This window comes from Elstera litoralis (assembly GCF_000963705.1).
Taxonomy (GTDB): domain Bacteria; phylum Pseudomonadota; class Alphaproteobacteria; order Elsterales; family Elsteraceae; genus Elstera; species Elstera litoralis.
Map to the genome: position 1 here is coordinate 1 of NZ_LAJY01000614.1, position 2367 is coordinate 2367.

General features: G+C 60.4%; 4 protein-coding genes. 2 read left to right on the plus strand and 2 right to left on the minus strand.

What is annotated here, in order from left to right:
• Positions 1-178 (minus strand): DNA-directed RNA polymerase subunit omega (gene rpoZ / locus VZ95_RS18235; protein WP_045777124.1); only part of this gene is annotated, 178 nt, incomplete at its 3' end.
• A gap of 131 nt (positions 179-309) precedes the next feature.
• Positions 310-825, minus strand: a complete 516-nt coding sequence (gene folK, locus VZ95_RS18240; RefSeq protein WP_045777125.1) for a 2-amino-4-hydroxy-6-hydroxymethyldihydropteridine diphosphokinase — start codon at positions 823-825, stop codon at positions 310-312.
• Positions 826-956: 131 nt separating this feature from the next.
• On the opposite strand from folK, the gene VZ95_RS18245 reads away from it, so the two are divergent.
• Both VZ95_RS18245 and VZ95_RS18250 read left to right on the plus strand, forming a co-directional pair.
• A complete protein-coding gene (locus VZ95_RS18245; protein ID WP_084627906.1) occupies positions 957-1622 on the plus strand; it encodes a LabA-like NYN domain-containing protein in 666 nt (221 codons plus the stop codon).
• An 18-nt stretch (positions 1623-1640) separates the two neighbouring features.
• Positions 1641-2276 (plus strand): uracil-DNA glycosylase, encoded by a 636-nt coding sequence (locus VZ95_RS18250; protein ID WP_045777126.1) that lies wholly within the window; start codon positions 1641-1643, stop codon positions 2274-2276.
• Positions 2277-2367 lie beyond the last annotated feature (91 nt).

Consider the following 2367-nt stretch of genomic DNA (forward strand, 5'->3'; position numbering starts at 1 on the left):
TATCCAGCTTTTCTTCGGCAATCTCGCGCAAGGCAATGACGGGGTTCTTGTCATTATCGCGCTCGATGGAAATCGGCATACCGCTGGCAATATCCCGCGCGCGCTGGGCGGCGAGCATCACCAGTTCAAACCGATTGGGAACCCTTTGAACGCAATCTTCAACGGTAACGCGGGCCATGATAATCCTTCGCGTAAAGCAAGCCACCCGGTAAGCCGGGGGGCGAAGTCAAGCGCGCACTATAAAAACCCCTCTTGACAAAGGCAAGAATAGGTTTTGCATTGCGGCAGTGATTCTCACGGATTCCACCGTTAAGCGTCCCAAAGCCCACAGGTTTGATCGGCGGGTAGGGCTGCCAGCAGTTCCGCAATCCCTGTTCCGCTTATCGGATGCCGCCAGGCGGGGGCAACCTCCGCCAGGGGGCGCAGCACGAAGGCGCGATCTTGCGCGCGCGGATGGGGGAGCTGCGGGCCGTCCGCCCCATCGCGCACGAGATTCCCGTAGGCGATGAGATCGAGATCGAGCGTGCGCGGGGCATTGAGCGCGCCGCGTTCGCGCCCGAAAGCGGTTTCGATCCGGTGCAGCAGCGCCAGAAGCTCGACCGGCGACAGGGCGGTTTCGACCGCAATCACGGCATTCGCATAGGGCGGATCGGCGGGGTTCGGCCACGCCGCCGAGCGCCAGATGGAGGAGCAACGCCGAGTCGAAACTTCCGCCCGCGCAAGCATTTCAATGGCAGCCGCCAGAATTGCCGGGGGGTTGCCCCAGGTCGGATGGGATAAATTCGATCCCAAGGCAATCAGAATGGATTTCTCTGTTGCGGTCATGGCGCACCTGTCATAAAGGAAGGCATCGATAAGGGCTTGCCGCCCCGGTGCGCAACCCCATTTGTCTAAATCTGTCAGGTTGTTAAAACCTCTGACCACATTTGAATTGTTTTTTGGTGGAGTGAGCCAATATGCATTTTTATCCGCAGGAGCGCATTGCGCTCTTCATCGATGGCGCTAACCTTTATGCTGCGGCCCGCGCGCTGGGGTTCGATATCGATTATCGCAAGCTGTTGCAACTGTTCCAAACCAAAGCCCATATGATCCGGGCATTCTATTATACCGCCCTGATGGAAGATCAGGAATATTCGCCGATCCGTCCGCTGGTCGATTGGCTGGATTATAACGGCTACGCGATGATTACGAAGCCGACTAAAGAATATACCGATGCGTTTGGCCGCCGGAAGGTCAAGGGCAATATGGATATCGAGCTTGCGATTGACGTGATGGAGATGGTCAATCATCTCGATCATATCGTTATTTTCTCCGGCGATGGCGATTTCCGCCGCTTGGTCGAAGCCGTGCAAAGCAAGGGCAAGCGCGTCACCATCGTCTCGACGATCCGCTCGACTCCGCCGATGGTGGCCGACGAATTGCGCCGCCAGTGCGATATTTTCTGCGAGTTGCAAGACCTCGCTCCCTATATCGCCCGAGCCTATTCCGGCCCGCGTGAGCCGCGCGATAATTACGCCTCGCCGTCGCCCGCCGGGTTCCGCGACGATACCCCGCAGTTCCTGCGCCGCCCGGCCCAGTCGGATCAGCCCGACGACGCCCCGGAAGCCGAAGAACAGAGCTAATCGCCCTAGTTTCTTCCGATGGCGCTTCCCTCACCGGCCCATGACTGCCCGATTTGCCCGCGCCTTGCCGGGTTTCGGGCAGCCAATGCCGTAGCCTATCCCAGCTTTTTCAATGGGCCGGTTCCCAGTTGGGGACCGGAGGGCGCGGGGCTATTCATCACCGGCCTCGCCCCCGGTCTGAAGGGCGCTAACCAGACCGGACGGCCCTTCACCGGCGATTATGCGGGGGACACGCTCTATGCGGCCCTACTGCGCCACGGTTTCGCCACCGGTACTTATGGCCGCACGCCCAAAGACGGGATGCAGCTCGTCAACTGCCGCATTGCCAATGCCGTGCGCTGCGTGCCGCCGGAAAATAAACCGACCCCCGACGAGATCAATCGCTGCCGTCCGTTTCTCATCACCGAGCTTGCGGCGCAGTCGCGCCACGGGGTAATTCTGGCGTTGGGAACCATTGCCCATCAAAGCGTGTTGCGCGCCTTGGGCATTCCCGTCGCCCGTTTTAAGTTCGGTCACGGTGCGGAACACGCCTTGCCCGATGGCCGCACGCTGATCGATAGCTACCATTGCTCACGCTACAATACGAATACGGGCCGCCTGACCGAGGCGATGTTCGACGCGGTGATCGCCCGCTGCCGGGCCTTGGTCAGCTAATACAGAACCACGCCGCGTCGCCGAGGGCGACGGCGAGCCCCATTTCGGCCCAAAGTGCCAGGCTGCGACAATCGCCCCCCGGCCAGCGTCC